This window comes from Hymenobacter gummosus (genome assembly GCF_003970915.1).
In the GTDB taxonomy this organism is placed as follows: domain Bacteria; phylum Bacteroidota; class Bacteroidia; order Cytophagales; family Hymenobacteraceae; genus Solirubrum; species Solirubrum gummosum.
Map to the genome: position 1 here is coordinate 605,841 of NZ_RXOF01000002.1, position 25,448 is coordinate 631,288.

23 protein-coding genes are annotated in these 25,448 nt (G+C 66.4%); 11 read left to right on the forward strand and 12 right to left on the reverse strand.

Annotation, left to right across the window (positions count from 1 at the left end; genetic code table 11):
* Positions 1-36: 36 nt before the first annotated feature.
* Entirely contained in the window at positions 37-708 is a 672-nt protein-coding gene (locus EJV47_RS05995; RefSeq protein WP_126692218.1) for a hypothetical protein, read from the forward strand.
* 86 nt (positions 709-794) lie between these two features.
* Here EJV47_RS05995 and EJV47_RS06000 read toward each other — a convergent pair whose 3' ends face one another.
* On the reverse strand, positions 795-1,670 hold the full coding sequence (locus EJV47_RS06000) for an OmpA/MotB family protein (RefSeq protein ID WP_126692219.1): 876 nt from the start codon (positions 1,668-1,670) through the stop codon (positions 795-797).
* A gap of 180 nt (positions 1,671-1,850) precedes the next feature.
* Between EJV47_RS06000 and EJV47_RS06005 the strand changes: the two genes are divergently transcribed.
* From EJV47_RS06005 to EJV47_RS06015, 3 genes are all read left to right on the forward strand, one after another.
* The gene (locus EJV47_RS06005; RefSeq protein ID WP_126692220.1) at positions 1,851-3,638 is read left to right on the forward strand and encodes a S8 family serine peptidase; all 1,788 of its coding nucleotides are present in this window, start codon (positions 1,851-1,853) and stop codon (positions 3,636-3,638) included.
* A gap of 52 nt (positions 3,639-3,690) precedes the next feature.
* Positions 3,691-4,434, forward strand: coding sequence for a hypothetical protein (locus EJV47_RS06010; protein WP_126692221.1), 744 nt, complete (start codon positions 3,691-3,693; stop codon positions 4,432-4,434).
* 137 nt (positions 4,435-4,571) lie between these two features.
* Positions 4,572-5,177 (forward strand): hypothetical protein, encoded by a 606-nt coding sequence (locus tag EJV47_RS06015; protein ID WP_126692222.1) that lies wholly within the window; start codon positions 4,572-4,574, stop codon positions 5,175-5,177.
* Positions 5,178-5,775: 598 nt separating this feature from the next.
* On the opposite strand, the gene EJV47_RS06020 is transcribed toward EJV47_RS06015, so the two are convergent.
* Positions 5,776-7,128 (reverse strand): M23 family metallopeptidase, encoded by a 1,353-nt coding sequence (locus EJV47_RS06020; protein ID WP_165903633.1) that lies wholly within the window; start codon positions 7,126-7,128, stop codon positions 5,776-5,778.
* Between the two features lie 595 nt (positions 7,129-7,723).
* Between EJV47_RS06020 and EJV47_RS06025 the strand changes: the two genes are divergently transcribed.
* Both EJV47_RS06025 and EJV47_RS06030 read left to right on the forward strand, forming a co-directional pair.
* Positions 7,724-8,575 carry a hydroxymethylglutaryl-CoA lyase gene (locus tag EJV47_RS06025; protein ID WP_126692224.1) on the forward strand — a complete coding sequence of 284 codons (852 nt, stop codon included), beginning with the start codon at positions 7,724-7,726 and terminating at the stop codon, positions 8,573-8,575.
* 290 nt (positions 8,576-8,865) lie between these two features.
* Entirely contained in the window at positions 8,866-9,603 is a 738-nt protein-coding gene (locus EJV47_RS06030; protein WP_126692225.1) for a (Fe-S)-binding protein, read from the forward strand.
* 212 nt (positions 9,604-9,815) lie between these two features.
* Here the strand turns inward: EJV47_RS06030 and dapA are convergent, their stop codons facing one another.
* Positions 9,816-10,703 carry a 4-hydroxy-tetrahydrodipicolinate synthase gene (gene dapA, locus EJV47_RS06035; RefSeq protein ID WP_126692226.1) on the reverse strand — a complete coding sequence of 296 codons (888 nt, stop codon included), beginning with the start codon at positions 10,701-10,703 and terminating at the stop codon, positions 9,816-9,818.
* 287 nt (positions 10,704-10,990) lie between these two features.
* Here dapA and EJV47_RS06040 point away from each other — a divergent pair, with 287 nt between their 5' ends.
* Positions 10,991-11,932 carry a polysaccharide deacetylase family protein gene (locus EJV47_RS06040; RefSeq protein ID WP_126692227.1) on the forward strand — a complete coding sequence of 314 codons (942 nt, stop codon included), beginning with the start codon at positions 10,991-10,993 and terminating at the stop codon, positions 11,930-11,932.
* 77 nt (positions 11,933-12,009) lie between these two features.
* On the opposite strand, the gene EJV47_RS06045 is transcribed toward EJV47_RS06040, so the two are convergent.
* The 5 genes from EJV47_RS06045 to EJV47_RS06065 all read right to left on the reverse strand — a co-directional run bounded on the left by EJV47_RS06045 (position 12,010) and on the right by EJV47_RS06065 (position 16,725).
* Positions 12,010-12,447 (reverse strand): rhodanese-like domain-containing protein, encoded by a 438-nt coding sequence (locus EJV47_RS06045; RefSeq protein WP_126692228.1) that lies wholly within the window; start codon positions 12,445-12,447, stop codon positions 12,010-12,012.
* Positions 12,448-12,470: 23 nt separating this feature from the next.
* On the reverse strand, positions 12,471-12,854 hold the full coding sequence (locus tag EJV47_RS06050) for a rhodanese-like domain-containing protein (protein ID WP_126692229.1): 384 nt from the start codon (positions 12,852-12,854) through the stop codon (positions 12,471-12,473).
* Between the two features lie 81 nt (positions 12,855-12,935).
* A complete protein-coding gene (gene ligA, locus EJV47_RS06055) occupies positions 12,936-14,981 on the reverse strand; it encodes an NAD-dependent DNA ligase LigA (protein ID WP_126692230.1) in 2,046 nt (681 codons plus the stop codon).
* A 280-nt stretch (positions 14,982-15,261) separates the two neighbouring features.
* Positions 15,262-15,831: a DUF4920 domain-containing protein gene (locus EJV47_RS28615; protein WP_243651027.1), complete on the reverse strand. Its 570-nt coding sequence runs from the start codon at positions 15,829-15,831 to the stop codon at positions 15,262-15,264.
* A 51-nt stretch (positions 15,832-15,882) separates the two neighbouring features.
* The gene (locus EJV47_RS06065) at positions 15,883-16,725 is read right to left on the reverse strand and encodes a TapB family protein (protein WP_126692231.1); all 843 of its coding nucleotides are present in this window, start codon (positions 16,723-16,725) and stop codon (positions 15,883-15,885) included.
* Between the two features lie 171 nt (positions 16,726-16,896).
* Here EJV47_RS06065 and EJV47_RS06070 point away from each other — a divergent pair, with 171 nt between their 5' ends.
* The 3 genes from EJV47_RS06070 to EJV47_RS06080 all read left to right on the forward strand — a co-directional run bounded on the left by EJV47_RS06070 (position 16,897) and on the right by EJV47_RS06080 (position 18,261).
* Positions 16,897-17,139: a hypothetical protein gene (locus tag EJV47_RS06070; protein WP_126692232.1), complete on the forward strand. Its 243-nt coding sequence runs from the start codon at positions 16,897-16,899 to the stop codon at positions 17,137-17,139.
* On the forward strand, positions 17,132-17,470 hold the full coding sequence (locus EJV47_RS06075; RefSeq protein ID WP_126692233.1) for a hypothetical protein: 339 nt from the start codon (positions 17,132-17,134) through the stop codon (positions 17,468-17,470). Before EJV47_RS06070 ends, EJV47_RS06075 begins: the two co-directional genes overlap by 8 nt.
* A 146-nt stretch (positions 17,471-17,616) precedes the next feature.
* Positions 17,617-18,261 (forward strand): cytochrome c oxidase subunit 3, encoded by a 645-nt coding sequence (locus tag EJV47_RS06080; RefSeq protein WP_126692234.1) that lies wholly within the window; start codon positions 17,617-17,619, stop codon positions 18,259-18,261.
* 240 nt (positions 18,262-18,501) lie between these two features.
* Here EJV47_RS06080 and EJV47_RS06085 read toward each other — a convergent pair whose 3' ends face one another.
* Positions 18,502-20,760 (reverse strand): T9SS type B sorting domain-containing protein, encoded by a 2,259-nt coding sequence (locus tag EJV47_RS06085; protein WP_126692235.1) that lies wholly within the window; start codon positions 20,758-20,760, stop codon positions 18,502-18,504.
* Between the two features lie 209 nt (positions 20,761-20,969).
* On the opposite strand from EJV47_RS06085, the gene EJV47_RS06090 reads away from it, so the two are divergent.
* Entirely contained in the window at positions 20,970-23,036 is a 2,067-nt protein-coding gene (locus EJV47_RS06090; RefSeq protein ID WP_165903634.1) for a M1 family metallopeptidase, read from the forward strand.
* A gap of 52 nt (positions 23,037-23,088) precedes the next feature.
* Here the strand turns inward: EJV47_RS06090 and EJV47_RS06095 are convergent, their stop codons facing one another.
* The 3 genes from EJV47_RS06095 to EJV47_RS06105 all read right to left on the reverse strand — a co-directional run bounded on the left by EJV47_RS06095 (position 23,089) and on the right by EJV47_RS06105 (position 24,796).
* Complete coding sequence (locus EJV47_RS06095; protein WP_126692237.1) at positions 23,089-23,694, reverse strand: hypothetical protein; 606 nt, start codon at positions 23,692-23,694, stop codon at positions 23,089-23,091.
* Positions 23,695-23,780: 86 nt separating this feature from the next.
* Positions 23,781-24,233, reverse strand: coding sequence for a DUF2147 domain-containing protein (locus EJV47_RS06100; RefSeq protein ID WP_165903635.1), 453 nt, complete (start codon positions 24,231-24,233; stop codon positions 23,781-23,783).
* Between the two features lie 125 nt (positions 24,234-24,358).
* Entirely contained in the window at positions 24,359-24,796 is a 438-nt protein-coding gene (locus EJV47_RS06105) for a DUF2147 domain-containing protein (RefSeq protein WP_126692239.1), read from the reverse strand.
* Between the last annotated feature and the right edge of the window lie 652 nt (positions 24,797-25,448).

The window sequence follows — 25,448 nt, forward strand, 5'->3', positions numbered from 1 at the left end:
GCACTAAGTTTGCGTCCGCTCCCTAAAACGCTACTTATGCTGCTAAAATACTCCCTTGGCCTGGTCTGCGGCGCGCTGCTGCTGGGCGCCTGCCAGAAAGAATCCGAAGCCCCGGCCCCCGACATTACCATCGTCAGTCAGCCGGCCCGCCTGGCGCCCCTGGAAATGGTGAATTTCCGTTTCACCGTGCAGGCCGCCGCCGAGCTGGGCAGCATAGCCATCCGGCACGTAGTGCAGAACGCGACGGTAACCAAAAAAGAAGGCTTTACCACGCCCACCAGCGACGACCTGACCTTCAGCCACGATACCGGGATGGAGTCGGTGGGCAAGACGCTGCGCTACGAAATTCAGGCCGTCGATGCCAACAACCGCCAGGCCACCAAGACGCTGGAAATTCCCGTCGACTCCTCGCAGCTGACGCTGCAGGTACTGCTGCCGGGTGGGCAGAACGCCCTGGCGGCCGGGGTAGCCACGCCGGTACGCTCCGTGCTGACCTCCACCACCTTGCTGATGAACCTGCACGTGAAGCGCGTGCTGCGCAACCAGCAGGAAGAAACCGTGGATTACTTCAACAACCTGCAGCTGCGCACCCCGAAGCTCTACGACCATACGCTGACGCTCACGCCCGACGCCAACGTAGCGGCCTATAAGTTTATGGCGGAAGACTGGGCCGGCAAGCGGAAAACCATCGTGCTGCCCGTGCAGTAGCCCCGCTCCGCTGCAAGCAGCAAACCGCCCCGGCGCCTTTCCTGAGAGAGGCGCCGGGGCGGTTTGGCATTGGAGACGCGCTGGGCTTAGTTCTGCTCCAGCAGCTGAAACAGCTCGTCGAGCTTGGGCGTGAGAATGATTTCGGTGCGGCGGTTCAGCGCCTTGTTCGGGGCCGTGTCGTTCTGGGCCACGGGCAGGTACTGCGAGCGGCCCGAGGGCGTCACCTGGCCCGGCGCCATGCCCGCCTCGGTGAGGATGCGGGTAATTTCGGTGGCGCGCAGCACTGATAAATCCCAGTTGTCCTTCATGCCGGCCGTGCCCGTGCGGATGGGCACGTTGTCGGTGTGGCCCTCCACCAGCACGTTCACGTCCTGGTTGCCCTTAAGGGCGGCGGCCAGCTTGCGCAGCGCGTCCTGCCCGCGCGGGTCCACCTTCGTGGAACCCGATTTGAACAGCAGCTGCTCCGACAGGGACACGTACACCTTGCCGTTTTTCAGGTTTACCTGCAGGTCCTGGGCGTTGAAGCCCAGCAGGGCGTCGGCCACGCGCTTGCGCAGGTTCTGCACGGCCGCGTCCTTCTCGGCCAGCTTGCGCTGCAGCTCGGTCAGGCGCTGCTCCCGATCCTTGAGGTCGGCCGACAGCTGCGAGTTCTGGGCTTCGCGGTTGCGCAGATCGGCCGAGAGCTGGGAGTTCTGCGCCTCGGCCCCGCTCAGGTTCTGGTTGAGCTGGTTGACCTGCTGGCTGCGCGAGGCCAGGCGCTGGCGCAGCTCCTCCTCGGTGCGGGCCTTGTCCTGCTGCAGGGCGGTTTTTTCCACCTGCAGCTGCTCGCGCGACTTGCTCAGCTCGGCGTTCTGCTGCTGCAGGGCGGTGTATTTCTTCTGCGACACGCAGCCGGGCGCCACCACGGCAGCGGCCAGCAGCGAAGCGGCCACGAGGCCGCGCGAAATCAGGGTGTGAGTCATGGGGTGTGGTCGGGGGAATGAGGTAGGCGAAAAGCCCCCGCGGCGGGGGCGGTTTGGGCCGGGTTACGCAGCCCCGCGGCGCTGAGTTCTAATCCGGGCGTCCCGCCGGTGGGGCCGGGAGCCCCCAGATTCCAACTTCCCGCCGTACTTTCGGCTCCGTTTTTCTGCTTGCTCATCCCGGTGCTCGTTCGACTGATTTCTGCTGGCCTGCTGGCCCTGGCCGCCCTACCGCTGCGGCCCGCGGCGGCCCCGCGCCCGGCCGCCCCAGTTCCGGTTTCGGCCAAATACTGGGTGTTTCTGCGCGACAAGCAGGGCGTCCGGTTCGATGCGGCCACGTACTTCAGCCCCGAGGCCCGGGCCCGCCGCCGCCGCCAGCACCTGCCCGCCGCCGACCTCACCGACTACCCCCTGCGTCCGGATTACCTGCAACAGGTGCAGCAGCGCGTCGATTCGGTGGCCGGTACCAGCCGCTGGTTCAACGCCGTGGCCTGCTGGGCCACGCCCGCCCAGGTAGCCGCGTTGCGCCGGCTGCCCGGGGTGCGGGCCGTGGAGCCCATGCGCCGACTGCTGGCCCAGCCCGCCGCCCGCCCGGCCCCGCTCGTGCTGCTGCCCGACAGCACCCCGCACCTGACGGCCGCCGAGCGGCAGCTGGCCCAGCGCCAGACGCGCACCCTGGGCGGCGACGTGCTGCGCCGCCAGCAGCTCGACGGCCGCGGCCTGCGCATTGCCGTGCTCGACGTGGGTTTCAGCGGCACCGACCGGCACCCGGCCCTGGCTCATTTGCTGAGCGAAAAGCGCATCGTGGCCACCCGGGACTTCATGCGCCGGCGGCCCGAAGTGTACCGCGGCGGCTCGCACGGCACCGAGGTACTGGCCTGCCTGGCCGGCCGCCTCTCCGACGGCACCCCGCTGGGCCTCGCGCCCCGGGCCGAGTACCTGCTGGCCCGCACCGAGCTGCTGAGCCGTGAAACCTACGCCGAGGAAGAAGCCTGGCTGGCCGCCGCCGAGTGGGCCGACCGCCTCGGGGCCGATATCATCAACTCCTCCCTGGGCTACACCGATACCCGCTACTTCCGCGAGCAGATGGACGGCCGCACCAGCCTGGTGGCCCGCGCCGCCAACCTGGCTGTGCGCAAGGGCATGCTGGTGGTGTGCGCCGCCGGCAACGACGGCGACGACGACCGGTGGCGCCTCATCGGCACGCCCGCCGACGCCGACTCGGCCCTGGCCGTGGGCGCCCTCGACCCCGACAACTGGCTGGCCACCGAGTTCAGCTCCCGCGGCCCGGCCACCGGGGGCCGGCGCAAGCCCAACGTGGCCGCTTTTGGGGTGGTGATGACCGCCGCCCCGCGCGGCGACGTGCAGGAGCTGGAAGGCACGTCCTTCGCGGCGCCGCTGGTGGCCGGGCTGGCCGCCTGCGTGTGGCAGCAGCAGCGCGGGCTCAAGGCCATGGAGCTGTTTGAGCGCCTGCAGCGCTCGGCCACGCTCTACCCGTACTTCGACTACGCCCACGGCTATGGGCTGCCGCAGGCCGGGCGCTGCCTGCAGGCGCCGGTAGTGGTGGCGCCCACCCTCGATATCCGCGCCGCCGGGGCCGATGTGCAGGTCGTTATCCGGCCCGAGGCCACGCTGGCCCTGCGCCCCCTGCCGCTGTTTGCCGACTCGGTAGCGGCCGTGGGGGCCCTGGCCGAAAGCAGCCGCAACGCCCCGGCCGTGCCGCGCCCGGGGCGGGAGCGAAGCTCGGCCCTGCGCCCGGCCGCGGCCGCCGAAGCCCAGCTGCCGCTGCCCCTGCCGTACCCCGACTACTGCTACTGGCACCTGGCCGATGCGCGGGGCCGCCTGCGCCGCTACGAGGTGCTGGAAGTGTCGCAGCGGGCGGTGCTGCGCCTGCCCGCCGGCAGCTGGAGCAGCGGCGACCTGCTGCGCGTGCACTACCGCGGCTACACCGCCGAGTACCGGCTGCCGTAATTGGGAAATAGGTAGCAGGTAGTGGGTATTTGGTAATCAGTAATCGGACGGCATGAAGGCAACAGCTACGCGCTTTTGGGGAAAAACGGCACTACGCTGGAGCGGCGCGCTGCTGCTACTAGCGGCGGGGCCGGCCTGGGCCCAGCGGCCCCTGCTCAGCACCGAAGTGGCCGAGGACACCGCCCGGCAGAACTACGGCCCGCACCGCCGGCACTTCCGGCACCTGTTCGCCAGCTACACACCCGTGGTGGGCCAGCCCGACGGGGAAGCCGCCGAGCTGCGCCCCTGGGCCTCCAGCGAAATGGCCGTGGGCCTGCGCGAGAAGCTGCGGCTGACCCGGGTGCTGGCCGTCGGGGCCGATGCGCGCTACGTGTACCAGCGCTACAGCCTGGCGCAGAACGAAACCAAGCGCCTGCCCGATGCCACCCTGCACCACCGCGAGGCCCTGGTGCTGCACCGCCTCGATCTGGAGGGCTGGCTGCGGCTGCGCTTTGGGCGGCAGGGCAACACCGTGGGCCGCTACGTGGACGTGAGCGGCTGGGGCGGCTGGGTGGCCGGCACCTCGCACCACGCCGAGGACGAGCCCAACAGCGCCCGGGCCCGCCGGGTGCGCGTGACGGAAACCGGCCTGCCCTACCTGCGCCGCTGGACCTACGGGGCCGGGGCCCGCCTGGGCAGTCAGCGCCTGGCCCTCACCGCCCGCTACCGCCTCAGCGACACGTTCCGGAAGCCCTGGCAAAGCCTGTACCCCGAGCTGCCGCGCCTCACGCTGGGCCTGGAAATCGGGCTGCTCTAAGCTTGGCCGGCGCAACCGCGGCGGTATCCTTGCGTACGGGGCAGAAAATGCCTTGCGGCGGTGTAATATTGGCGGCCGTTTGCCCGCCGGCCTCGTCCGCTGCGTATAAGGCGTACTCCCCGCAGATTCCACCTCCCATGAAACACATATTGCTTCCCGCGGCGCTGCTGCTCTTGCTGGCCCAGTCGTCGTGCGTGACGACGGACCGCGAAGTCGGCACGTCGAACAACCCCGAGCGGGTATACACCCCCAAGCCCGAGGCCGAGCGCAGCCGTCTCACCAGCCGCACCGTGCTACGCACCGTGCAGGCCCAGCACGCCTTCTCCGACCGCGGCAGCAAGGACCGGTTCGTGCTGCTGCTGCAAGGGCCCAAAATCATCGACGCCAACGCCCGCTTCCTCATCATCTCGGCCAAGGGCGATACCCTACGCAACGAGGTCATTCCGGCCAAGGCCCTCATCAACGAGCGGACCCTGCAGGAAGACCCGCAGGCCGCCTCGGTCCGCAGCCGCGAAATGGCCATTCTCCAGGGCATGAACAGCTTCTTCGCCGAAGACAAGTTCACCTCGCCCGCCATTCCGCGCACCGTCACCGCCGCCCCCGAAGGCAGCGACCCGGCCGGCTGGAGCGCCGTGCAGGCCGATAACCGCGCCGTGGGCTTCGACTACGTCGACGCCTCGGGCCGCGAAAAGCGCATTGCCTTCGCCAAAAAGCTCAACAAGGCCGTCGTCGTGGCGGATTAGGGTGTTGAATGGCTAAATGGCTTGATGGGTAAATGGCTGGTCGTTCTGACGGCCGCTTACCGCAGCCAAGAACGCGAAAACGGCCCTTCCCGCGCGGGAAGGGCCGTTTTGTTTTGATACCAGTAAGACCAGCAGGGCTCCTGGCTATTCAGTTATATTGGACCAGTTGAGTCTTATTCTCGGGAAATAAATAATGGGCAAGGAACAGTTTGTCCCGCTGCTAACCACATTATGGTTGGGCGGGTTGTTTTTCTGGCTAATCAAGGGGTTTAGAGGACCCTACTCAGCCATGATCGATGACCAGTACCGCCGGCGCAACTTCATAGCGGGCTATTTGCTGCGGATTCTTTTCCTGGTGGCAATAGTCGGGTTAGCTTTTCGGACGCTGTGAATCGTCAAGTCCAGGCAGGTAGCTATAAGAAGGGCGTGCAGGTAGGGAGTAAGCGGGTTCAGAAAACAGCCAATTCGTCATGCAGAGCGCCACCAAGCATCTTGCGCGCGAATGGCCGGCAGCAATTCCTTTGTTCGATCAAGAAAATGCTTGTGGAAGTCAGCACGCGAGATGTCTCGACAGGCTCGACATGACGTTCAACCCCAATCACCCCAGCCGCAGCCAGCCCACGCGGCCGGCGGCGTTGCGCACCAGCTGGTAGCCGCTCCACTCGCCCAGCACGGCTACGCGGGCTTTGGCGGGCAGGGTATCAAGCGGGGCGGCGGTAGGGGCGGGGTGGCTGAGCAGGTCGGCAGTGGCGGGCAGGGCCTCGCGGCGCAGGGCCTCGGCCGACACGGCTTTGGCGGGCACGTAGCCCAGGCGGCCGTTGGGGGCCTGCACCCGCAGCCAGTCGGCGGTGGCCCCGACGACCAGCAGCGGGGCGTTTTTGGGCAGGGCGGCGGGCTGCTTTTTCTGGGCTATCGGGGCCGGTTGCAGGGCGGTGCGGGCCGCGGTCAGGCGCACCCACTGGCCCAGGCGCTCGGCCGGGGTGCGCGGGGCGGCCGGCTCCTTATCGGCGCGGCGCACGAAGGGGTAGGGGTCGACGGCGCCGCGGCCGCCGCGGTAGATGCCGAAGTGCAGGTGCGGCGGGGTGGTGCGGGCGTTGCCGGTGTTGCCCACCAGCCCCAGCGTGTCACCGATTTTGACGAGCTGCCCGGGCTGCACCAGCTGTTTGGAGAGGTGGGCGTAGTACAGGTGCTGCCCGCGGGTGTCGCTCAGCCACACCACCAGCCCGCCCCGGGGCGTGTCGCCCACGCGCGAAATCATGCCGGGCGCGGCAGCCACCACGGGCGTACCCTTGGCGGCGAAGATGTCGATGCCCTCGTGGCGGCGGGCGCCGTTGTCGCGGTCGGCACCCCAGAACGAGCCGGCGGCCGCGTCGCTCTTGCCCTGCACCGGGAAGGCCAGCGAAGGGTCGCGCTGAATGCGGATGGTAAAGCGGCCGGGGCGCAGCAGCTCAGGCTGCACGCGCAGCAGGTGCTGCCGCGAGTCCTCAGCCACGTAGCTGAAGGAGCGGGCGGCAGTATCAGCCGAGGCCAGGGGGCGCGGGCTGTTGCTGCTCGGGTCCAGCTCGAAGGCGTCGACGAACACCCGCACGTCGGCCGTGGCGGGCTCCACGGTCAGGGTGATGTTGATTTTCTCGCCCTCGCGCACGGCGTAGCGGTAGGAGGCAGCAAAGGCCGCGTCGGCCCGGAAGATGCCGGTTTCGCGGAAGGGCAAAGTCACCACCAGCGAATCCTGCAGAGCGCGCTCGGCCGCCGCCAGCCAGTCGCGGCCCAGGGCGGTCTGGTCCAGGCCCGACTGCCGGAGCTTGCGGGCGTAGGCCTCGTGCGGGGTGCGGGGCTGGCTGAAGATGCCCTGCAGCGTCTGCTGCTTGCCGCAGGAAACCAGGAAAAAGGCAAATAGGAGGGAGGATAAAAGCCAACCCAGGGGCCGGCGCGTCGTCATCAGTTGGCGCATACCCAGGCAGAACACCATTCGGCGGGCCTTTCGTTCGGCCCGCGGGGGCGCTGCTGAGCCGCTGCAGACGCCGGGCTGCCGCCGTCGGGCGGCGTGCCTGCGCCGCAGCCCGCCTCCGCCCGACGGCGAGGCCTCACCAGCAGTCCGCAATCCTCGGATAAGCGCCTGACAGCCTTCGGTAGGCCCCCGGCTGCTTTCGTTACCCGTCCGGCTACGGCCGATACGTACCCGCGTCCTTCAGCTACCGGCCCGCGCGCCTCCGGGACTGCAACGCGAGCATTTGATACATCAACAAGAGCATCCGATACGTCAGCGCGAGCAAAAATAAGCTTGCCGCGAGCCGTAGAAACCCTTCCGCAAATGGTAGGAACCTCGGCGCGAGTGGTAGGAACATCAGTGCGAGCAAACTTGCCCCTCCCGGACGGGCGCGGTCCGGCGGCGGAAGCCCGCTGGACCTGCTTTGCCGGCCGGCTGTGTGCGCCGGGCGGGGCCGGGCAAACGCAACGGCCCGGCGGCGGTTATACGGTGGGGCGGCCGGGCCATCCGCCCGGCCCTTCTACCTTTGCCCCGTTCCCCATTTCCCCGCTCCCCACCCATGAAGCTCATCGAATGCCCCCGCGACGCCATGCAAGGCTGGACGGACTTTATCCCGACGGAAACCAAAACCGCCTACCTCAACCAGCTGCTGCGCGTGGGCTTCGACACGCTGGACTTCGGCTCCTTCGTTTCGCCCAAGGCCATTCCGCAGCTGCGCGACACGGCCGAAGTGCTGGCCGGCCTGGACCTTTCGACCACCAAAACCAAGCTGCTGGCCATCGTGGCCAACCTGCGCGGGGCTGAAACGGCCGCGGGCTACCCCGAAATCCGCTACCTGGGCTTTCCGCTGTCGGTGTCCGAAACCTTCCAGCAGCGCAACACTAATAAGAGCATCGCCGAGGCGCTGGAGGAAGTGGCCCGCATGCAGGAGCTGTGCCAGCAGCGCGGCAAGGAGCTGGTGGTGTACCTCTCGATGGGCTTCGGTAACCCCTACGGCGACCCGTGGAACCCCGAGGTGCTCGGTGACTTCACCCGCCGCCTCGACGCGCTGGGCATCGGCATCGTGGCCCTGTCCGATACCATCGGCGCCTCTACGCCCGAAACTATCGTGCCGCCCTTCCGCGAACTGACGGCCGCTTTCCCGCGCATCGAGTTCGGCGCCCACCTGCACACCACCCCGCAGAGCTGGCGCGAGAAGGTGGAAGCTGCCTTCTCGGCTGGCTGCCGCCGTTTCGACGGGGCCCTGGGCGGCATCGGCGGCTGCCCCATGGCCGCCGATGAACTGACCGGCAACATGGCCACCGAAAACCTGGTGCTCTACCTGCAGGAGCAGGGCGTGCCCACCGGCCTGGACATGCCGGCGCTGGCCGAGGCCCGGCGGATGAGCGCGGCGGTGTTTGCGGGGCACTAAGAACGTCGATGAAAGAACGTTCATAACCGAACGGCATTAACCAGAACGTCATCCTGAGCAGAGCGAACCGAAGGAAGGCGAAGCCAAGGACCTTCCTCGCGCCACGCACCGCCGGCCAAGTCCTGGCGCAGAAGCTAATTCGTACCTACCGAAAAGCGCAGCCACAAGCGCCCCGAATGGGTAGTGGCTGCGCTTTTCGGCTGGTGCAGGGTATGAGGAAGGTCCTTCGCTGCGCTCAGGATGACGGTAGATTGTACCTTGCGCCCGCCGATACTACCTAGCCTGTTGCCATGCCCGCCGCCCTCGTTGACCTTTTCATCCCCTGCTTCGTCGACCAGCTCTTCCCCGACACCGCCATGAACATGGTGAAGGTGCTCGAAGCCCTCGGCTGCCAGGTGAATTATAACCCTGCCCAGACCTGCTGCGGGCAGCCCGCCTACAACGCCGGCTACCGCCAGGAAAGCCAGCAGGTAGCCGAGAAATTCCTCACCGACTTTGCCGGCCCGGCCGAGCGGTACGTGGTCGGGCCCTCGGCCTCCTGCGTGGGCATGGTGCGCAACCACTACGGCGAATTGCTGGAAGACTCGCCGCGCTGCGGGGAGTTTCCGGCCCTGCAGCGCCGGGTGTTCGAATTCACCGAGTTCGTGGTGGGCGTGCTGGGCGTGACGGAAATTCCCGGCGCCCGGCTGCCCGGCAAGTACACCTACCACGACTCCTGCTCGGCCCTGCGGGAGTGCCAGATTCGGGAGGAGCCGCGGCAACTGCTCGACTCCGTAGCCGGCCTGGAGCGCCTGGAAATGGCCGAAACCGAAACCTGCTGCGGCTTCGGCGGCACTTTCGCCGTGAAGTTCGAGCCGATTTCGGTAGCCATGGCCCAGCAGAAAGTGGAGCACGCCCTGGCCACCGGCGCCGAATACCTCGTCAGCACCGATACCAGCTGCCTGATGCACCTGGACGCCTACATCCGCAAGGAGCGCCTGCCGCTCAAGACCCTGCACGTGGCCGACGTGCTGGCTAGTGGGTGGTAGAACGGTTCGGATGGCAGTCATTGCGAGCGAAGCGTGGCAATCGTTCCTCTAATAGTAGAAACGCTACAACTGGTAGAAACCGCAAACGGCACCGCCCGGAACCTGCGTCTATGGTTTAGGGCGGTGCCGTTTTCGGTCGTAGGTATTTTTCCGGCGGTGCTACTGGAGGAAGGATTGCCGCGCTTCGCTCGCAATGACTGCCAGGGCTACCGTTACAGCAGCGCCTTGATGCGCGCCCGCAGTCCCTCCGAGGCCTCCAGCAGCGGCAGGCGCACGGCGCCGGGAATCACCCCGAGCAGCTCCAGCGCAGCTTTCACTCCCACGGGGTTGGCTTCCTCGTACATCAGTGGGTTCAGGGGCAGCAGCTCGAACAGCAGCTTGGAGGCGGCGGCGTAGTCGCCCGCGAGGGCGTGGCGGGTCATGTCCGAGAACTTGCGCGGGAAGGCATTGGCCAGCACCGAAATAATGCCCACGCCGCCAAAGGAGATGAGCGGGGTGGTGAGCATGTCGTCGCCGGAGATGAGCAGGAAGTCGGCGGGCTTGCCGGCAGCAATCTGCATGCACTGCTCCACGTTGCCGCTGGCTTCCTTGGTGCCGATGATGTTGGGGTGCTGGGCCAGGGTCAGCGTGGTTTCGGCGGTGATGTTGGAAGCGGTGCGGCCGGGCACGTTGTAAAGGATAACCGGCACCGGGGCCACGTCGGCCAGGCGCTGGTAGTGGGCCACGATGCCGCGCTGGGTGGGCTTGTTGTAGTAGGGCGAAGCCGACAGGATGGCCGTAATACCTTCGAGGTCAGTGCCTTGGATGGTGCGCTCCACGGCGGCCGTGTCGTTGCCGCCGATGCCGTAGACCAGCGGCACTCGGCCGGCGACGTGCTCCTTGGCCACGCGCAGGATTTCGGCCTTTTCCGCCGCGGTCGTGGTCGGCGACTCGGCCGTGGTGCCGTTGATGACAATATATTCCACCCCGCCGTCGATGACAAAATCGAGCAGGCGGCGCAGGGCGGAGTAGTCGACGGAAAAATCGGTGGGGGAGAAGGGCGTAACCAGGGCGACGCCGGTGCCGTGAACCGCAGGTCGACGGGAGTCAAGTTTGTGCATGAGGGGCCGAATCCGTTAGTTTTGTGGGAAGAACCGGCCGCGCGAAGGTACGAAGGCGGACGTTGAACGTCGTCGGACCTGCGTGAGGGCAATTCGAACGTCATGTCGAGCGAAGTCGAGACATCTCGCTTGGGTAGTAATTTCTCCGTTGAACGAGCGGGTTACTATTCGGGCATCAGCACGCGAGATGTCTCGACTTCGCTCGACATGACGTTCAACTTGTAAACTGTCGGTTTCTATCCTCTGACTTTCCTTTCCAGGCCCCGGTGGCCGCCTCTTTCCCCCGCATGTCGCAACGCTTTTCTACTCTACTGCTGGGCACCGTCGCCCTAGCCGCCGGCCTAGCCGTGTCGTCCTGCAACACCGAAAAAGCCTCGGCTTCCGAAACTGAAAACCCGGCCGCCGCGGCCGAAGCCATGTCGGGCGCCGCCGCTACCGCCGCGGAGGAAAAAGCCGCTACCCCGGCCGACGTCACCACCACCGCCCCCGACCCGAGCAGCATCCCGGCCTCGGCCGTGGGCAACGCCGCCGCCATCCTGGCCCGCCCGCAGGTGCCCATCCTGTGCTACCACCAGATCCGCGACTGGCGCGCCAAGGACTCCAAGGGCGCCAAGGACTACATCGTGCCGGTGGAGAAGTTCAAGGAGCAGATCAAGATGCTGGCCGACTCGGGCTACCACACCATCCTGCCCGATCAGCTCTACGCCTACCTGACCACCGGTGCCAAGCTGCCCTCCAAGCCGGTGATGCTCACCTTCGACGACACCGACCTCGACCAGTTCACCGTGGCCAAGCCCACACTGGATAAGTACGGCTTCAAGGCCGTGTACTTCATTATGACCGTGAGCCTGGGCCGGCCCAACTACATGAGCAAGGCGCAGGTGAAGCAGCTCTCGGATGAAGGCAACGTCATCGGCTCGCACACCTGGGACCACCACAACGTGAAGAAGTACCAGGGCCAGGACTGGGTGACGCAGATTGAGAAGCCCACCAAAACCCTGGAGGAAATTACCGGCAAGGACATCAAGTACTTCGCCTACCCCTTCGGCCTGTGGAACCCCGAGGCCATTCCGCAGCTCAAGCAGCGCGGCATGGTGGCCGCCTTCGTGCTGGCCGAAAAGCGCGACCAGCAGGACCCGCTGTTCACCATCCGCCGCATCATCGCCTCAGGATACTGGAGCCCCAAGACCCTGCACAACAGCATGGTGCAGAGCTTCGACGGCAAGTAAGGTCCGCAGTGGCCCTTCATAAGACCGAAAAGCCCCGGCCGCTCACACGGCCGGGGCTTTTTGTGGTTCCCGCCGGGCTATTCTGTTGGAACTCCAGCGCTGAGCAGCGCCGCGTACGGCTCAGCGGTAAGACAATAAACCTTGCCGAGTTTGCCCAGCACTGCGCCCACCTCATTGCTTTGACTGGCCGAAGACCCGTAAATCAGATAAAGCTGCTTGGCCTTGAAACGCGGCACGGCCGGCCGAAACTGGTCGAACGATTCGTAAGGGAAGTTGCGTGCCCCCCGTACGTGGCCGCTACGAAACTCACTTGCCGAACGAACATCGATAACGACTACCCCGCGCTGCTGCGCCAGGCGCAGGCTGAGCGCGAGTGGAACCGGCGTGACAAACCGCCCAGAGCTGTTGAGTAGCAGGCGCACACTGTCAGCCGGCACGGGCTTGGGTGCCTGGGCCGGGGCAGCGAAGGGCAGCAGCACCGCGCCAAACAGTAGCGTGGCAGCCTTGGTCTTCATCCGCTGAATCTTCCGCGTGGGTCTTACTCCGCGGCCAGCCCGCCGGCTTTCAGGGCCTCGAAGCCGCCGGCGTTGACCACGTTTTTGAAGCCCTTCTGCAGCATCAGCGTGCCGGCCTGGGTCGAGCGGTTGCCCGATTTGCAGTAGAGCACGTAGGTGGCGGTCGGGTCGAGCTTGGCTACCTGGTCGGCGAAGTCGGTGGAGAGGAAGTTCACGTTGCGGGCGCCGCGCAGGTGGCCGGCGGCAAACTCGGCGGGCGTGCGCACGTCGAGCAGCACCGTGCCGGACTTGGCCAGCTGCTGCTGGGCCTGCGGGGGCGTCAGGGTCGGGGCCGTCTGGGCCTGGGCGCAGACGGCCGCGCCGAGCAGCAGGGCGAGGGACAACAGGGAGGGTAGAAGCTTTTTCATAGCGGTGGTAAAAAGACGGGACGCGTCGTTAAGGTAAACAACGCGCCCCGCCCATAACGTGCCGGCTGGCATTAAATTTTGCTACAACCCGCCGTCCGACACCATGGCCAGCAGGTCCGTTTCGCCGATGATGGGCACGTTCAGCGAAGTAGCCTTTTCGCGCTTGGCCGGGCCCATTTTGTCGCCGGCTACCAGGTAGCTCAGTTTCTTGCTAATGGAGCCCGTCACCTTGCCGCCGTTGCGCACAATCACCTGCTCCAGCTCCTCGCGCGAGTGCTGCTCAAACACGCCCGACAAGACGAACGTGAGCCCGTTAAGCCGGTCACTGAGCGGCTGCGGGGCCTCGCCGGTGAGCTGCATCTGCACGCCGGCGGCTTTCAGGCGCTCCACCAGCTGGCGGTTGGCCTCGTCCTGGGCCCAGGCGGCCACGCTTTCGGCAATGACGCCGCCCACCTCGGGCACGGCGGCCAGCTCCTCCACCGAGGCCGCCAGCATGGGGGCGATGCTGCGGTAGTGGGCGGCCAGCTTTTCGGCCACCGTCTCGCCCACGTAGCGGATGCCCAGGCCGAAGAGCACCCGGTCGAAAGGCACTTCCTTGCTCTGCTCCAGGCCGGCGTACATGCGCTGCACCGATTTTTCGCCCAGGCGGTCCAGGTTCACCAGCTCCTCGCGGCGCTGGGGCAGCTCGTAGAGGTCGGCCGCGTCGCGCACCAGGCCCAGGTCGAAGAAGCGGCCCACGGTTTCGGCGCCCAGCCCGTCGATGTTCAGGGCCTTGCGCGAGACGTAGTGCTCCAGCTTGCTCTTGAGCTGGGGCGCGCAGCCCCGCTCGTTGGGGCAGCGGAAGTGGGCCTCGCCCTCGGGTCGTACCAGCGCCGTGCCGCAGGCCGGGCAGGCCGTGGGGTACACGACAGGCACGGCGTCGGCCGGGCGGGAGGGCAGGTCGACGCCGGTGATTTTGGGAATGATTTCGCCGCCTTTCTCCACAAACACCAGGTCGCCGATGCGCAGGTCGAGGGCGGCAATCTGGTTGGCATTGTGCACCGAGGCGCGCTTGACGACGGTGCCGGCCAGCGGCACCGGGTCGAGCAGGGCCACCGGGGTGACGGCGCCGGTGCGGCCCACCTGGTAGATGATGTCGCGCAGGCGGGTGCGGCCGGCTTCGGCGGGGTACTTGTAGGCAATGGCCCAGCGCGGGCTCTTGGCCGTGAAGCCCAGCAGCTCCTGCTGGCGCAAGTCGTCCACCTTAATCACGATGCCGTCGGTGGCCACGGGCAGCTCGAAGCGCTTCTTGTCCCACTCGTGGATGTAGCTGAGCACCTCGTCGATGCTGCCGCACAGGCGCCAGGTGTCCGACACGGGCAGCCCCCACTGCTTGAGGGCGCGCAGGGCGGCGCTGTGGGTGGGGAAGTGGCGGCCGGTGCTGAGGAAGCTGTAGGCATAGAAGCGCAGGCGGCGGGCGGCCACCTGGGCCGAGTCCTGCAGCTTCAGGGTACCGGAGGCGGCGTTGCGCGGGTTGGCCAGCAGGGCCTCGCCGTTCTGCTCCCGCTCGGCGTTCAGGTCGTTGAACACCGACAGGGGCATGAACACCTCGCCGCGCACCTCAAAATCGGCCGGGGCGGCCTGCTCGGCGTCCTCGCGCAGGTGCAGGGGCAGCGTCTTGATGGTGCGCACGTTGCTGGTCACCACGTCGCCGCGGGTTCCGTCGCCGCGCGTCACACCCTGGGTCAGCTGCCCGTGTTCGTAACGCAGCGACATGGCCACGCCGTCGAACTTCAATTCGCAGACGTACTGGTACTCGGCGCCTTCCAGGCCGCGCTGCACCCGCTCGTCGAACTCGCGCAAATCGGCCTCCGAGTAGGTATTGGCCAGGCTGAGCATGGGGAAGCGGTGCGCCTGCGTCGGAAACTGCTTGGTGATGGTGCCGCCCACGCGCTGGGTGGGCGAGTTGGGCTGGGCGTACTCGGGGTACTGCTTTTCCAGCTCCTGCAGCTCGCGCAGCAACTGGTCGAACTCCTGGTCCGACACCTCCGACACGTCGTTCTGGTAGTACTGGTAGTTGAGGTGGTGCAGGCGCGCGGTGAGGGTGCGGATTCTCGTCTGAACGCTCTGGTCGGCGAATAGGTCCATGGGGCGGGGTTGGGGAGAAATCAGGTTCGGCGCGGTAAAAATACCCCGAACCGGCCGGCTAAAAATAATAGCCGGATTAGTTTTGGTGCTGGGGCTTCTGCGGAGTTGAATGTCAGCGTATTGCCGCAGAAAGTCGATTCCTGAGCACTTGCAGCGCCGCTTTTCCTTCCGGGCGGTGCGGGGTAAAAATAGTGGTGCCACGACTTTAGGAGTCGTGGCACCACCCGTTCTGATGACGCCTGAATCAGCGCAATCAGTATAATCAGCCGGAAATCAGCGGTTAGTTTTTGATCAGCACACCGTCGGCCATGAAGGTGAGCTGCTGCTCGGGCTTGGTAATGGCGGCCACTTCCTTGTCCGACTTGCCGGCGTCCTTGGCGTAGTGCTGCTGGTCGGCCACCGAAATTTCCTCGCGGTGGGCCCAGCCGTCCACGACCACCGTCTTGCCCTGGGTGTCCTTGGGCACGAAGAAGGCGTAGTCCTTGAAGCGTACGCGCATTTTCTTGCCGTCGGCGGTCTGCAGCTGCATCCAGCAGCCCTTGGCCTGGCACACGGCCGTAGCCTCGCCGACGAGCTTCACCCGGGCCGAATCCTGGTTGCCGAGCACCACGGGCAGCGCCGACATGGGCTGGGCGCCTTCCTCCGTCACGTCGGCGCCGTAGACTTTGCCGGCGGCCGTGGTCTTGCCCTCCGCGCTGGCATTCTTTTCGGCTTCTTCTTCGGCTTCCGAGTGCTCGTGCGCCTCGGCGGCCGGAGCGTTGGCGTTGGCGGCGGTTTCGGCGGGCTGCTGCTGCTGGCAGGCGGTGAAGAGGGTGGCGGCGGCCGCCAGAGCGAGTAAAGTGCGCTTCATAGGGAGTTAGGGGTGGAACGAACCGCCCCAAACTTACGCATTCAGCGGCAGTTAGCGCGCGGCCGGCGTGCGTTTGATGAGTTCGGCTACGTGGTCCGGCTCCCCGTCAGCGTCGTGCATTTCGGAGCGCACCATGCCCACGCCCGGGGCGTAGTAATCGACCACGCGCTTCACCGAGCGGCGGGCCATGTCGGCGCGGGCCTGGGTCACGTATTCGTAGCGGGCCTCCACCTTGTAGCACTGGAAGGTGCCGGCCGGCGTGGTCAGGCTCTGGGGCCCGCTGATTTTGCGCTGCGACACAGTGGTTACTACCTGGGCAATATCCACGCTGGGCGAGCTGACCTGCACCGTGAGCTTGCCGCCCGGCAGCGGACCCGGCGTAGGCTGGTTGGGCCAGGCCAGGTGCACCGGCTCGTAGGCGAAGCGCCGGTCGCGGAAGGAGCGGAGCAGGGCCGGGTCGAGCAGCAGGCGGCCGTCGGTGAGCACCGTGTCGCGGCGGCACTGGTACACGTACTCGTCGTTGCGCTGCAGGCGGTTGTTGGCGTCGTAGAGCGAGCTTTTCAGCAGTACCTCGGTGTAGGCCGGGGCTTTCTTCTCGGCCTCGTGGGGCGTGATGCTGGCCACTTTCAGAATCTGGGTGCCCTGGGGCCGCTTTTTCTCGTCGCTGAGCTGGTAGGTCAGCTCCGTGCCGTCGGTGAGGCCGAAGGGCTGCGCGCAGCTGGCCGCGCCAGTGGGGGCTGCCGGGGCGGGCGGCGGGGTAGCGGCGGCCGTAGCCGAGTCGGTAGGAGTGGCGGCGACGGGGGCCTGGGGCGAATCGGGGCGGGTGCAGGCGGCCAGCAGGCCCAGCAGGGCGGCCAGCGGCAGGGTGTGGTGGCGGCGGAAGGAAAGCGGCATAGACAACAGGACAAAAAAGGTGCGGCCGGGGGGCCGCCGAGCCTGCATACGCAAAAGGCCGGGCGCGGGTAATGCAGCGCTCCGCGGGTGGGCTGCGTATGCAGGTATGCGGCCGCAGTGCTTTCTTGCGGCCGGTTCGCACTTTCGCACCCTTTTTCCCCGCCGCTACCTATGGCTGATTCCACCCAATCCAACTGGGCCGACATGGCCGCCTCGCTGCTTTCCAAACTCTCGGGCGGCGTGGAGCTGGCCCTCAACTTCGAGCAGATGGAGCTGCAGATGCCCAACCCCCAAAACCCCGCCGCGGCGCCCAGCACCTGGCGCCTAAACGGCTCCTTGCGCATCCGCACCAAGGGCGAGAATCCGCCCGCCAGTGCCCTGCCCCCGGCCACCAACCCCGGCATCGGTGGCTAGCGCGCTGGAGCTGGAAGCCCGCCTCGTCATCAGCTGGAACGGCCACGACATTCAGCTGGCCGCCTCGGGTGGCTACGTCATCCTGAACCTGCCCAGCGCCCAGGTACTCGACGAGCTGACCGGGGCCGGTAAGCCCAAGGACCCGCGCCAGCCCAAAGGCCCCAAGGGCCCCGACCCGTTGCAGCAGCTCAACGATTTGATGCGCCGCCTGGGGCTGGTGCTCGACCTGCGCGTAGCCGGTAAAACCTGGGTGACTTTCGGGGCCGGGCGCGGGCCAAAAATCACGCTTAACGCCGTGCTGGGCAAGATTGGTTCGTTTTTCCGGAGCTGATTTTTTCGGGCCGAAAAACCCCGCGGCGCGCTGGCCTCCCGCGGGGTTTTTGCGTACCTTGGAGGGAAGCACCACCCAGCTTTGCCGGCCAACTATTTGCGTTGGGCGCGGTTGTGGCCCGGGGGGAGCTTTCCACCACCCAGGCCATGAACTCGGACAAGGAACGCAAGGACAAAGTGGGGGCGGGGCGGCCCACACCGGCCTCGGCCCGGCGCAGCCGGCTGCCGCTGCTCGAACTCATTCTCTACCTCACCCTGGGCGGCATCACCGTCATGTTCGGGGCGCTGGCGGCGGTGTACCTCTACTCCCGCACCCTCGACGGCAATCCGCACAGCCCGTTTCCGTTTCCGCGCTGGTTTTCGCTCAGCACGGTGGTGCTGCTGCTCAGCAGCTACGTGCTGGCCCAGGCCCCGCGCCTGTACCGCACCGACGACGTAGCCGGCCTTACCCGCTGCCTGGGCGCCACTCTGCTGATGGGGGCCGTTTTCGCCGGCCTGCAGATTATGGGCTGGGTGGAGCTGAACCGCCAGGGCATCTTCCTCACCAAGGAGCCTTCCGGTACGGCCGTCTACCTGATTTCGGTGCTGCACGTGCTGCACCTGCTCGGCGGCATGGTGCTGGTGGGCATGCTGCTGGCCTACTCTGCCCGCGCCTCCCGCGACGGAATCCGGATGCTCACCTTTATCCGCAACCCCTACTGGCGCCTGCGCCTGCGGCTGCTGAGCATCTTCTGGCACTTCGTCGACGTGCTGTGGGTGGTGCTGTTTACCATGTTCCTGTTCTTGTTCTGAGTTCCTGATTTGTCATCCTGAGGCGCAGCCGAAGGACCTTCCTCGAACCCCGCACCGCCGCTGATGCCAACGTGCAAACGCGGCACTGCACCAACTGTAAAGCGCCGCCACTAACCTTGCTGGTAGTGGCGGCGCTTTTCCGTTGGTGCCGTTCTGCCGAAAACTGGCCGGTGGCTTTGACTGGGGCGGCGGTGCCGAGCTAGAGAAAGGTCCTTCGCAAGCTCAGGATGACGTGCTTTCTTACTTCGGCAGCACCGTCACGGTGCCCTTGAAGCGGCGGCCGTCGGTAAATTCCACCTGGTAGTAGTACACGCCCGCCGCCACGCCGCGGCCGTTCCAGCGGAAGCTGCGCTCCTTCGACTCGTACACGCGGTTGCCCCAGCGGCTAAAGACTTTTACCCCGGCGAAGCGCTGGTCGCAGAAGTCGGGCGGGAGCATGCTGGCCAGCTCAAAATGGTCGTTGAGGCCGTTGCCGTCGGGCGTAAACACGTTTGGCGGCAGAAAATCGGGCACCGGCGGACGCTCCACCTCGAAGCGCACGACGCGCTGCTGCGGCTGGGGCTGGCAGGTCTGGTCGCTGAGGGTAAAGGTCACGTCCAGGGGCTCGGCGCGGGCGGCTTCGCAGTTGGCCTCCCAGCGGAAAGTGGCGGCGGCCCGGCCGGGGCCGGTGCTGGGCCGGAACGTCATGCCCGCCGCGGCCAAATTGATGCCGGCGGCGGCCGTCATGGTCAGCTGGTCCTGGTCGGCATCGGTGCCGTTGAGGGTGGCCTCGTACACCCCGCCCAGGGGCAGGCGGATGACCACCGGCGGGGCGCCGGGCGCGGAAGATGCGGGCGGGAACGAGGACGTCAGCACCGGGGCCACGTTCGCGTACTGCACCCGCACCGGAATGACGAGCACGGTGCTCGTTTGCCGCTCCTGGCAGGGGTTGGCCGCGGCTACTATCTCAAACTCGTGCAGCCCCCGCGCCACCGCCCGGCAGTCGACGCGCCAGCTCAGGCGGGCCGTAGCGCGGCCCGGGCCCGAGGTCACGGCTAGCAGCTGCGCCCCTACCGAAGCCGGCGTGAAGCCCCGCCCGGTTAGCTCCAGGCTCACCACGTCCTGGTCGGCGTCGAGGCCCAGCAGCTCCACTTCCACCAAATCCCCCACCCGGGCACTGATGGGAAACTGCGTGGGCGGCGCCACCATGGCCACGCTGGGCACCTGGTTGGGCGGCGCCTGGGCCGTAAAGGCTACGCGCACCGTGTCGCGGCGGGGCAGGGAGCAGCCGTTGTCGGCCACGATGACGTCGAGCTGGTACACGCGGCCGCGGGTGTTGAAGCAGGCGGGAAAGCACAGGGTGGCCGTAAGCGTGTCGGGCATGCCGGGGCCGCGCACCATGCCCTGGGTGATGGAGGGTACGGGCACCTGGGTCTGGGGGAAGTTCACCGCCCGCAGTTCCACGCTCAGCCGCGAAGTGGGGTCGGGGTCGGTGAAGCGCAGGCTCAGGCAGCGGTTCGGGCCGGGCAGCAGGCGCAGGGTGTCGCGTCCGGGGCGATAAGGCGGCTGCCCGCCGGGCCCCGGGCCGCGCACGGTCATCTGCGGGGTCTGGTTGGGCGAGCAGGCAATGACCAGCAGCTGAAAGTCGCGGCGCACTTCCCCGATTTTGACGCCCCGGCGGTACTCCGCGCAGCGCACTCCGAATACGTACAGCCCCAGCCGGGTGGGCCGCACCGTCAGCCGCCCCGAGCGCGGGTGAATGCCCAAGGTGGGGTTGCCGGGCATCTGGTTGGTCTGGCTCAGGCCCGTGCTCCAGCGAATGGGCGCGTACGGCGCCGGGAAGGGGGCCGCCGGCCGCGGGTCGAAGGTGCTGGCGTGCCCGTTCAGGGGCGTCACCATGTCGTACACCAGGGAGTCGCCGTCGGCGTCCTGCCCGCCAAAGTCGAAGTAAAACAGCTCGCCCAGGCAGGCGTAGTCGCTCAGGGGCGGGAAAATGCGCGGCGAGGAGTTGCGGAAAGGCTGACCGCCCTGCACCACGGCCGGAAACTCCAGGTAGAAGGTCTGGCCCGCGTCGGGCGCATTCTGAATGTTGCCAATCACGCCGTTGCGGCAGCAGCGCTCCATGGCAATGTAGTAGCCGCCCGGGGCGTTGTAGGTGTTGGCCGGTAGCTCCAATTCGGTGCTGTACACCAGCCGGCGGGTGCTGAGCGAGCCGATGGTGCAGGCAATATTGGTGTAGGGCACAAAGGTGTTCTGCGTCAGCGGCAGATCCAGGTTGCGCAGGCGGCGGTTGGAGCCGCGCTCGAAGATGCCGATGGTGGCCGACGGGTCCAGGGCGCCGCTGTTGCCGTTGATGGCGTCGAAGTACAGGGTGAGCGAGACGCGGTAGATGTTGCTGCGCTGGTACTGCAGGTCCAGCTCGCCGCCCACGATGTGGGTGGCGCGGGCCGCCGGCAGCAGCAGGAGCAGGGCCGCGGCCAGTAGCAGCAGCTCACGATAAAAGCGGAGAAGTAGCGGCATAAGAATCGGGAATGAAGCGGGCCGGTCCACGCCGTTATTTCTCCCGTATAGAAGAGAGCCGCCGGCCGGCCGGAAGTTGCAAATTACCACCGAAACCACCCGTTCGACACCCGTCCCCGAACGTTTTCACCGGCGCGCATTGTCCTCTAACTTGCAGGCCCGCTGCCGACGCCGGCCCGGACCCGTTTTCACTCATTCCCTTGCTGCTTATGCGTCTTGTTTACTTACTAGGGGCGGCCCTGCTCACGGGCGGCAGCGCCCTGGCCCAGCCGGCGGCCCCGCGCCTCACGGCGGCCGAGCGCGAAGCCGGCGGCCTGCGCTGCGCCCAGTCGCGCCTGCACGCCGCGGCCCGCACGGCCACCTCCAGCGTCTCGCACCGGCGCAAGATGGACCGCTACGACGTGCTCTACTACAAGCTCGACCTCAACCTGGAAAACACGGCCCGCACCGTCAGCGGCTCGGGCCTGATCCGGGCGCGCAACGTGTCGGGCCAGCCGCTCGACTCGCTGGCCTTCGAGCTGTTCAACCGCGACGCCACCAACAACTGGGGCTACTTCATCGACTCCATCGTGGTGGCCCGGCGGCGCAGCCCCGGCTGGCGCCGCGCCGGCGGCGACGTGACGGCCGCCCTGCCCCAGGCCGTGCCCGCCGGCGGCACCTTCGAGGCCCGCATCTACTACCGCGGCACCTCGCCCCACGGCAACTCCGCCGCCATCGGCAACGCCCTCGACACCGACACCAAGGACGGCGTGCGCATCACCTGGAGCCTGTCGGAGCCCTTCAGCGCCCACGAGTGGTTCCCGGTCAAGCAGACGCTCACCGACAAGGCCGACTCCTCGACGGTGTGGGTGACGACCAACACGACCAATAAGGTGGGCTCCAACGGCGTGCTGCGCCGCGTGACGCCCATGGGCAGCGGCCGCAGCCGCTACGAGTGGCACAGCCGTTCGCCCATTGCCTATTATCTGATTTCGGTGGCCGTGGCGCCCTACGTGGAGTACACCCTGACGGCCAACCCCGCGGGCGGACCCAGCGTGCCGGTGGTGAACTACGTGCAGAACCAGGCGGCGCTGAACAGCTACCGCACCGAAATTGACCGCACGCCGGGCTTTATCGAGCACTTCTCTACCCTGGCGGGCCTGTATCCCTTCGCGGGTGAGAAGTACGGGCACTGCGTGGCGCCCATCGGCGGGGGCATGGAGCACCAGACCATGACCACCCAGGACGGCTTCACGTTCACGCTCACCGCCCACGAGCTGTTTCACCAGTGGTTCGGCGACAACGTGACCTGCGCCTCCTGGGAGGATATCTGGCTGAACGAAAGCTTTGCCTCCTACGGCGAGTACCTGGCGCTGGACCGCTTTGCCGGCGCCACCACGGCCCGGCAGTGGATGGACGATGCCCATATCATTGCCCAGAACAACTACAACTTTAACACCGGCGAGTACGACCTGTTTCAGCCCGGCGGCTCGGTGCGCGTGCCCGATACCACTAACGTGGGCCGCATCTTTAACTACCGGCTAAGCTATAAGAAAGGCGCCACGGTGGTGCACATGCTGCGCTACCTGCTCAACGACGACACCAAGTTCTTCCGGGCCTTGCGCACCTACCAGAGCAGCTACGGCGGCCGCACCGCCCGCACGGCCGATCTGCAGCGCATCTTCGAGCAAGAGGCCGGCCGCCCGCTGCAGTATTTCTTCGACCAGTGGTACCGCGGGCAGGGCTACCCGGGCTTCGCCGTGCGCTGGAACCAGATTGGCAGCAACCTGGCCCTGCGCACCGCCGAAACGGCCTCCATGCCCACCGTCACGCCGTTTTTTGATACCGAAGTCGACTACCTTATCCGCTTCACCAGCGGCCGCAGCACTACCGTGCGCCTGCGCCAGAGCCAGCCCACCACCGACTTTGCCGTGGCCCTGCCCGCCGGCGAAACCGTCAGCACCATTGTGCTGGACCCCAACCAGTGGCTGCTGGACACGGGCTTCACTCTCACCCGCGACAACACGCTGGTACTGAGCAACCGCGCCGCCCGCCCGGCCGCCCTCACCGTGTACCCCAACCCCGGCCACGACGTGCTGCACCTGCCCCTGCTGCCGCCCCGCACCGCCCGCGCCGAAGTCACCGACGTAACCGGCCGCGTGGTGCTGCGCCAGGCCCTGCCGGTATCGTCCGCCGCCGAGCTGCGCATCGACGCCCTCACGCCCGGCATCTACCACCTGCGCCTGCACCAGTCCGACGGCACGCTCACCGGTCAGGCCCGCTTCGTGAAGGAGTAAGCCGCGTAGAGCCAACGAAAAAGCCCCGCTGCCGATGGTAGCGGGGCTTTTTTTATGCGCTGCTCTTTTCCGGGAGCGGTAGGTTGAAAATAGCGTCCATCAGCTGATCGAAGGAGTAGGCCTCGCAGAACATGGAGTCTTCGATGGGGTTGCAGGCCAGCCGAATAAAGCCCGGCTGTCCGTTCAGCGTCACCAAGTCGATGGTGATAGGGCCGAAGCGTTGCTGGCAGCGGCCCGTGTCGGGGCAGTCCGAGGGCGTGGGCTTCAGGAAGTGCTTGGCCACGGTTTCGGTGCAGCGCGGGCCGCGGCGGGTGCGCCCGTCGGAAGCGGCCAGGTGGTAGCCCAGAGCCAGTGCCCGGTCGCGGATGAAATCGAGCAGGTGGCGGAAGTTGGCCGGGCCGATGCCGGGGTCGTAGAACAGGACGGCCCCGTGCTGCCCGCAGGCCTCCAGGCGCTGCACCCGCGGGCCGCCGTGGCAGGGCGGCAGGCCGGCCTTGCAGTAGTGGTAGGCCTTGAAGTACGGGCCCAGCCAGCGCCGGTATTGTTCTTCCCGTACCCACTGCTCGTAGGCGCGCAGCTCGGCCGCCGGGCGCCGCAGGGGCTGCCAGCTGGCCTCGGGCTCCGAGCCCCGGAAGATGCGGCGAAGAAACTGTAGCAAGGCGGTGTGGGAACTAGGCGGACCGAGCGAAAAACACGCACTTGCCGAAATAGTTTCACCGCTGCTTCATCCTCAGGCGCCGAATTTTAGCGCACCCGCTTCCAGAGCTGGGCCCGGCCAATGACGGAAAAGCCGATGTAGCCCTTCACTTCCAGCTGCTCGGCCGAGAGGGCGCGCACGTAGCAGGAGTAGGTGCGGCCGTTGTCGGGGTCGTAAATCTGCCCGCCTTCCCAGCGGCCCTCCTCGGCGTTGTAGTGCAGGTCGCGGATGATGGTCAGGCCCACGTGGGGCTGCTGGCGGCGCTTAGGGTCGGGGTTGTGCACGTCGAGGCGGGGGTGGCCTTCGGCGTCGGTGGGGTGCAGCAGCTGCACGATGCGCCCGCAGAGCTGCTCACCGCAGCGGTACAGCTCCACCTGGGTCTCGCCCTGCTCGTCGGCCCACACGCCCAGCGGCATAGCCGCCCCGCCCGACGACTGGGCCCGTAGCAACGGGGCCGCCAGCAGAAACAGCAGCAGCAGCGCAAAACGGAGGACGAACACGGAAGAAGGCGTAAGGAGGGCAGGCAAGGTACGCAACGCGCCGCAGATGGACATGTCCTATTATGCAACAGCCGCCTGCTCCCTCGCGGGAACAGGCGGCTGGTAACAGGGCCAGGCAGGGCGGCTTACTTCACGCGCGTCCAGGTCTGCGAGCGGCCAATCATGGAGAAGCCGATGTAGCCTTTCACCTCCATGGTGTTGGCGTTGACCATCTTCATGTAGCAGGAGTAGGTCTTGCCGCTTTCCGGGTCGTAGATTTTGCCGTCGTCCCACTTGTTGTCGTCGTCGTACTCGAAGCCCTGCATGAACACCAGGCCCAGGCGGGGCCGGCTGCGCAGCTTGGGGTCGGGGTTCTGCGAGTCGGTTTTGGGCTTGCCCGTGGCCGGGTCGTTGGGCACGGTCAACGACACAATCTTGCCGCAGAGCTTGTTGCCACACTTGTAAATCTCGAAGGTGGCTTTCTTCTCGCTATTGGTCCACACGCCCAGCGGCGACATGGTTTGGGCAGAGACGATGCCGCTGATACCGAGCAGCAGCACCAGGGACAGGAGGAGTTTTTGCATGGTCTGAAAAAGGGTAGGAGTGAGGTTGGTCGGGAAAAGATACAAAACCAACCGAAAGGCGCAACACGCGCTTATACGGGCTGTTTGCAAGGAGTATACCAAGCCTAAGCTCAACGGCTCAAAAGGGCAGCGAAGGCTAAAAAAAATAGCGCTGATAATCAGCTGTATGCCCCTAAATCGAGGCCAGCGCAGAAAAAAAGCCGCTTTTTATTTTGAACCATTCGTACGGCATATAACTTTAGTCACCGTAGCGAGTGCTACAGCCCCGGCCAGCGGACCTAAGTTGTTGGTAGCGCCCCCGACGGTTATGTTTCACCAAAAAGAAAGGAGGTACAAAATGTCTGATAGTCCCAAATCCATCCTGCCAAGCCTGAGTAATGTCGTTCGCTTCACCGCCGAACGCGCGTAACACTCAAGTGTCGCGGGGGAGCGTATGTTTCCCTGCATTACGGCAGGTCTGAACTGAGATGGCCGCACCGGTGTCCCCGGTGGCCGGTCGCTTGGTAAGATGGCCCCAGGATTAGAAGCCCGGCTACCTGTGAAGGCAGCCGGGCTTCGCTGTTTGTATACGAATGGTCAAATGGCTGGATGGCTAAATGGCTGGTCGTTCAACGAAACCGTTAGAACGACCAGCCATTTAGCCATCCAGCCA

Bases quoted from the DNA above. Each gene is read 5' to 3' on its own strand.
- ligA (WP_126692230.1), bottom strand. From the start codon at position 14,981: ATGGACCTATTCGCCGACCAGAGCGTTCAGACGAGAATCCGCACCCTC.
- EJV47_RS06020 (WP_165903633.1), bottom strand. From the start codon at position 7,128: ATGCGCCAACTGATGACGACGCGCCGGCCCCTGGGTTGGCTTTTATCC.
- EJV47_RS06090 (WP_165903634.1), top strand. From the start codon at position 20,970: ATGCGTCTTGTTTACTTACTAGGGGCGGCCCTGCTCACGGGCGGCAGC.
- EJV47_RS06045 (WP_126692228.1), bottom strand. From the start codon at position 12,447: ATGAAGACCAAGGCTGCCACGCTACTGTTTGGCGCGGTGCTGCTGCCC.
- EJV47_RS06010 (WP_126692221.1), top strand. From the start codon at position 3,691: ATGAAGGCAACAGCTACGCGCTTTTGGGGAAAAACGGCACTACGCTGG.
- dapA (WP_126692226.1), bottom strand. From the start codon at position 10,703: ATGCACAAACTTGACTCCCGTCGACCTGCGGTTCACGGCACCGGCGTC.
- EJV47_RS05995 (WP_126692218.1), top strand. From the start codon at position 37: ATGCTGCTAAAATACTCCCTTGGCCTGGTCTGCGGCGCGCTGCTGCTG.
- EJV47_RS06030 (WP_126692225.1), top strand. From the start codon at position 8,866: ATGCCCGCCGCCCTCGTTGACCTTTTCATCCCCTGCTTCGTCGACCAG.
- EJV47_RS06105 (WP_126692239.1), bottom strand. From the start codon at position 24,796: ATGCAAAAACTCCTCCTGTCCCTGGTGCTGCTGCTCGGTATCAGCGGC.
- EJV47_RS06080 (WP_126692234.1), top strand. From the start codon at position 17,617: ATGAACTCGGACAAGGAACGCAAGGACAAAGTGGGGGCGGGGCGGCCC.
- EJV47_RS06015 (WP_126692222.1), top strand. From the start codon at position 4,572: ATGAAACACATATTGCTTCCCGCGGCGCTGCTGCTCTTGCTGGCCCAG.
- EJV47_RS06025 (WP_126692224.1), top strand. From the start codon at position 7,724: ATGAAGCTCATCGAATGCCCCCGCGACGCCATGCAAGGCTGGACGGAC.
- EJV47_RS06070 (WP_126692232.1), top strand. From the start codon at position 16,897: ATGGCTGATTCCACCCAATCCAACTGGGCCGACATGGCCGCCTCGCTG.
- EJV47_RS06085 (WP_126692235.1), bottom strand. From the start codon at position 20,760: ATGCCGCTACTTCTCCGCTTTTATCGTGAGCTGCTGCTACTGGCCGCG.
- EJV47_RS06065 (WP_126692231.1), bottom strand. From the start codon at position 16,725: ATGCCGCTTTCCTTCCGCCGCCACCACACCCTGCCGCTGGCCGCCCTG.
- EJV47_RS06000 (WP_126692219.1), bottom strand. From the start codon at position 1,670: ATGACTCACACCCTGATTTCGCGCGGCCTCGTGGCCGCTTCGCTGCTG.
- EJV47_RS28615 (WP_243651027.1), bottom strand. From the start codon at position 15,831: ATGAAGCGCACTTTACTCGCTCTGGCGGCCGCCGCCACCCTCTTCACC.
- EJV47_RS06040 (WP_126692227.1), top strand. From the start codon at position 10,991: ATGTCGCAACGCTTTTCTACTCTACTGCTGGGCACCGTCGCCCTAGCC.
- EJV47_RS06050 (WP_126692229.1), bottom strand. From the start codon at position 12,854: ATGAAAAAGCTTCTACCCTCCCTGTTGTCCCTCGCCCTGCTGCTCGGC.